Below are 5,105 nucleotides of genomic sequence, written 5' to 3' on the forward strand. Positions count from 1 at the left end.
CCCCTAAATTAATGTAGTTACAAAAAATTATTTTAGCGTCTGATTTTAACGTGATAATGTAGAGGCAAAGCATGAAGCTAGAATACGATGAACAAAAAAGCCTACGTAACGAGCAAGAAAGAGGTTTACCTTTTTCGGTTGTAGAACAATTTGATTTTGAAACTGCTTATATTCGGCAAGATACTCGTTTTGAATATCCGGAGCCTAGATTCAAAGCATTGGGGCTAGAGAATGGAAGAGTCCATACTCTTGTCTTCTGTACACGAGGAAAATTCTTAAGAGTTATTAGCTTCCGTAAAGCCAATTCAAGAGAGGTAAAAGTATATGAAATTAATCGACGTTGAAGATCCTCGCTATATTGACGATGAAAATCCTGAATGGACACAGGAAGATATTGATAACGCCCTCACTTTCGAACAAATGCCCCCTGCATTACAAGCATTGGTAATTGAAAGTCGTGAGCGGAAACGTGGTCGCCCTGTTGCACAAACCAAGAAAGTAAGTGTGACCATTCGTTACTCGCAATCCGTGATTGATGCTTTTAAGTCCACTAGAAAAGGCTGGCAAAGCCGAATGAATCAAGTGCTAGAAGATTATGTTTCGAAAGCATTATAAAATTATCCAAGCGGTTAGATTTAATGGATTTTTTACAAAAAACAACCAACCGCAACCGTTTGCGCAAAATTCAATTTTACAACTTTGTAAAACACCTGTATAATTCGCTCGCAATAATTTCTACACAGCAATTTTATTTTTTAAGGAACTATTGCAAATGGCATTACGAATCAAACAAGAAGGCCTTACCTTTGATGATGTTTTACTCGTCCCAGCACATTCTACCGTGCTTCCAAATACCGCAGATCTTTCAACTCAACTTACCAAAACGATTCGTTTGAATATCCCAATGCTTTCAGCTGCAATGGATACCGTTACCGAAACCAAATTAGCGATTTCTTTAGCGCAAGAAGGTGGTATTGGCTTTATTCACAAAAATATGTCCATCGAACGCCAAGCTGATCGTGTGCGTAAAGTGAAAAAATTTGAAAGCGGTATCGTTTCTGAGCCTGTTACCGTATCACCGGATCTTACCCTTGCCGAACTTGCCGAATTAGTAAAGAAAAACGGTTTTGCCGGCTACCCTGTTGTCGATGGTGAAGATAATTTAGTCGGTATCATTACTGGTCGTGATACTCGTTTTGTGAAAGACTTAAGCAAACCTGTCTCTAAATTAATGACACCTAAAGAGCGTCTTGTGACCGTAAAAGAAAATGCAACTCGTGACAAGATCTTAGAATTAATGCACGATCGCCGTGTTGAGAAAGTGCTTGTTGTTGATGATAACTTCAAACTAAAAGGCATGATTACCGTTAAAGACTTCCAAAAAGCAGAACAAAAACCAAATGCGTGTAAAGATGAATTTGGTCGTTTACGTGTTGGTGCTGCAGTTGGAGCGGGTGCAGGCAATGAAGAACGTATTGACGCATTAGTGAAAGCTGGTGTAGATGTATTGTTAATCGATTCTTCACACGGTCACTCAGAAGGCGTATTACAACGCGTGCGTGAAACTCGAGCGAAATATCCAAACCTACCTATCGTTGCGGGTAACGTAGCAACGGCTGAAGGTGCAATCGCATTAGCAGATGCAGGAGCTAGTGCAGTGAAAGTGGGAATCGGGCCTGGTTCAATTTGCACTACACGTATCGTAACAGGCGTAGGCGTGCCACAAATCACCGCTATCGCAGATGCAGCGGCGGCATTAAAAGATCGTGGTATTCCAGTTATTGCTGACGGTGGTATCCGTTTCTCTGGCGATATTGCAAAAGCCATCGCAGCAGGCGCAAGCTGTGTAATGGTTGGCTCTATGTTTGCTGGTACTGAAGAAGCACCAGGCGAAATCGAACTTTACCAAGGGCGTGCATTTAAATCTTACCGTGGTATGGGTTCATTAGGTGCTATGGCGAAAGGTTCATCAGACCGATATTTCCAATCTGATAACGCTGCAGACAAACTTGTACCAGAAGGTATCGAAGGTCGTATTCCATATAAAGGTTACTTAAAAGAAATCATCCACCAACAAATGGGTGGCTTACGTTCTTGCATGGGTTTAACTGGCTGTGCAACTATTGATGAACTACGCACCAAAGCGGAATTTGTTCGCATTAGCGGTGCAGGTATCAAAGAATCACACGTTCATGACGTAACGATTACTAAAGAAGCTCCGAACTATCGTATGGGTTAATTCTTAGGTTATCTTGTGCAGCACAACCCACGGCTTATGCCGTGGGTTACGCATAATTCAGCTCCTCCAGAGCTGAGCATTACAAATAAACAAGAGCTACAGAGTAGCTCAACTATGCGTAACCTAGGGCGGCTCGCCCTAGGTTTTTATGAAAAAGAGAACAAAATGAACAACATTCACAATCATAAAATTTTAATTTTGGACTTCGGTTCACAATACACGCAATTAATCGCACGTCGTGTGCGTGAAATTGGGGTTTACTGCGAGCTTTGGGCGTGGGACGTAACCGAAGAACAAATCCGTGAATTTAACCCGACTGGAATTATTCTTTCAGGTGGTCCTGAAAGTACCACTGAAGAAAACAGCCCTCGTGCGCCGGAATATGTATTTAACGCAGGTGTGCCTGTGCTTGGCATTTGCTATGGTATGCAAACCATGGCGATGCAATTAGGCGGTTTAACTGAAACTTCTGATCACCGTGAATTCGGCTATGCTTCAGTTGATTTACAAGCAGCCGATGCGTTATTTGCAAAATTAAACGATAATTTGACCACTTCTGAGCCGAAATTAGACGTTTGGATGAGCCACGGCGATAAAGTAACTCGTTTACCGCAAGGTTTCCAAATCACTGGTGTAACACCAACCTGCCCGATTGCAGCAATGTCAGACGAAAGCCGTCGTTTCTACGGTGTACAATTCCACCCGGAAGTAACTCACACGAAAAGCGGTTTAGAGCTATTAACTAACTTCGTGGTAAGTATTTGTGGCTGTGAATGTAAATGGACGGCAGAAAATATTATCGAAGACGCTGTCGCTCGTATTAAAGAGCAAGTGGGCGATGACGAAGTGATTTTAGGCTTATCAGGTGGCGTGGATTCATCAGTAACTGCACTTCTTCTACATCGTGCAATCGGCAAAAACTTACACTGTGTATTCGTAGATAACGGTTTACTTCGTTTAAATGAAGGCGATCAAGTAATGGAAATGTTCGGCGATAAATTCGGTTTAAACATCATTCGTGTAAATGCCGAAGATCGTTTCTTAGATGCATTAAAAGGTATTGATGAGCCAGAAGCAAAACGTAAAACCATTGGTAAAGTGTTTGTGGACGTATTCGATGATGAGTCGAAAAAACTCACTTCAGTAAAATGGTTAGCACAAGGCACAATCTACCCTGACGTTATCGAATCGGCAGCAAGTAAAACCGGTAAAGCACACGTGATTAAATCTCACCACAACGTAGGCGGCTTACCGGATTATATGAAACTCGGTTTAGTTGAGCCATTACGTGAATTATTTAAAGATGAAGTACGTAAAATCGGTTTAGCACTTGGTTTACCGGCAGAAATGTTGAATCGCCACCCATTCCCAGGCCCAGGTTTAGGCGTGCGTGTATTAGGCGAAATCAAAAAAGAATATTGCGATTTACTCCGTAAAGCGGACGCAATCTTTATTGAAGAACTCTACAAAGCGGATTGGTATTACAAAGTAAGCCAAGCATTCACTGTATTCCTACCAGTGAAATCGGTGGGTGTAATGGGCGATGGTCGTAAATACGACTGGGTCGTTTCACTCCGTGCGGTAAAAACTATCGACTTTATGACTGCACATTGGGCACATTTACCATACGATTTACTTGGTAAAATCTCAAACCGTATTATCAATGAAGTAAACGGCATTTCCCGCGTGGTATATGATGTTTCAGGTAAACCACCTGCAACGATTGAATGGGAATAAAATCTCTACTTTTCACGCCTTTTCAATTCATTTCAAAAATAGCTTAAAGCCTTGTGAAAACAAGGCTTTTCTCACACCATTTCATAGCATTTCATGTTAGTTTATTTTTCTGACGATATTTTTGGCGGTATAGTATTGCCAATACAACAAAAAAGACCGAAAATACCGTCAATTCGATAACGGTAAAAATGACGTAATATGCTAACAGACACAAAAATCAAATCTCTTAAACCCAAAGACAAAATTTATAAAATCACGAAATAGGTTAAATGATGTACCAAGAAATGGAGCTAGGTTATACGCCTAATAATTTAAAAGCTATAAGAAAAGCTCATCATCTTACCCAAGCCGATGTAGCCAAAATCGTTGGTACAAGTCAACGCATGGTTATAAGATGGGAAACGGATGTAAACAACACATCCGCTCATTCAGACATGTCATACGCAAAATGGCTTGTATTGCTAACCCATATAGAGAAATAAGCCTCCGTTTTGATCTGCCCCCCAAAAGTTGGACTAACCTCTAACAGATTAAGGTGCAGATTTTTTTATGACTAAATATAACCAACAACTCAAACAACAAGTCATCGAGTTTTATCTTCAAAATGACAAAAACCGTTTATTCACTCAACGACATTTTCAATTATCCAAGAAAACCTTAACTCGATGGATTGCTCAATTTAATCATAATGGAATCAATAGGCTAGCGGTGATGGGTAAGAAGCAAAAATATTCCCCCGAATTCAAATTAACCGTCATACAAGCGGTCAAAAAAGGACAATTTTCTGCAGAAAGCGCCTTCATTTTGGTATTGCTAATTCAGGTTCGATTAGCCAATGGTTGCATATCTTTGAAGAACAAGGTATAAACGGCTTATTACCCAAGCCCAAAGGTCGTCCGACAATGAAACCGAAATACCCCCAAATGCCTCCTCCACCTAAAACCGAGGAAGAACGTCTGCGTTATCGTATTTTAGAGCTGGAAGCGGAGGTAGCTTACCTAAAAAAGTTGCGAGAATACAACCAACAAAAAATGCGGCAAAAGCAGCCATCGTAAAAACGTTGCGGGTGGATTTCCCCTAGACATCCTCCTCCCTTTGACTGGTTTAAAACGTAGTACGTTCGTTTATC

Annotated in this window: 5 protein-coding genes and 1 pseudogene; all 6 read left to right on the forward strand. The window is 41.0% G+C overall.

Going from position 1 to position 5,105, the window contains the following annotated elements; translation table 11 throughout:
- Nucleotides 1–71: 71 nt before the first annotated feature.
- Nucleotides 72–344 (forward strand): BrnT family toxin, encoded by a 273-nt coding sequence (locus tag HMPREF0027_RS05960; protein ID WP_005623008.1) that lies wholly within the window; start codon nt 72–74, stop codon nt 342–344.
- Nucleotides 325–615 carry a BrnA antitoxin family protein gene (locus tag HMPREF0027_RS05965; protein ID WP_005623009.1) on the forward strand — a complete coding sequence of 97 codons (291 nt, stop codon included), beginning with the start codon at nt 325–327 and terminating at the stop codon, nt 613–615. Before HMPREF0027_RS05960 ends, HMPREF0027_RS05965 begins: the two co-directional genes overlap by 20 nt.
- Before the next feature lie 157 nt (nt 616–772).
- Nucleotides 773–2,239, forward strand: coding sequence for an IMP dehydrogenase (gene guaB / locus HMPREF0027_RS05970; protein WP_005623011.1), 1,467 nt, complete (start codon nt 773–775; stop codon nt 2,237–2,239).
- A gap of 165 nt (nt 2,240–2,404) precedes the next feature.
- Nucleotides 2,405–3,976 (forward strand): glutamine-hydrolyzing GMP synthase, encoded by a 1,572-nt coding sequence (guaA, locus tag HMPREF0027_RS05975; protein ID WP_044024322.1) that lies wholly within the window; start codon nt 2,405–2,407, stop codon nt 3,974–3,976.
- 269 nt (nt 3,977–4,245) lie between these two features.
- On the forward strand, nt 4,246–4,458 hold the full coding sequence (locus HMPREF0027_RS05980; RefSeq protein WP_005623013.1) for a helix-turn-helix transcriptional regulator: 213 nt from the start codon (nt 4,246–4,248) through the stop codon (nt 4,456–4,458).
- Between the two features lie 67 nt (nt 4,459–4,525).
- Nucleotides 4,526–5,105, forward strand: a pseudogene (locus tag HMPREF0027_RS11720) (transposase); the annotation flags it as partial.

Origin of the sequence: Actinobacillus ureae ATCC 25976 (assembly GCF_000188255.1) — a bacterium.
GTDB lineage: Bacteria > Pseudomonadota > Gammaproteobacteria > Enterobacterales > Pasteurellaceae > Actinobacillus > Actinobacillus ureae.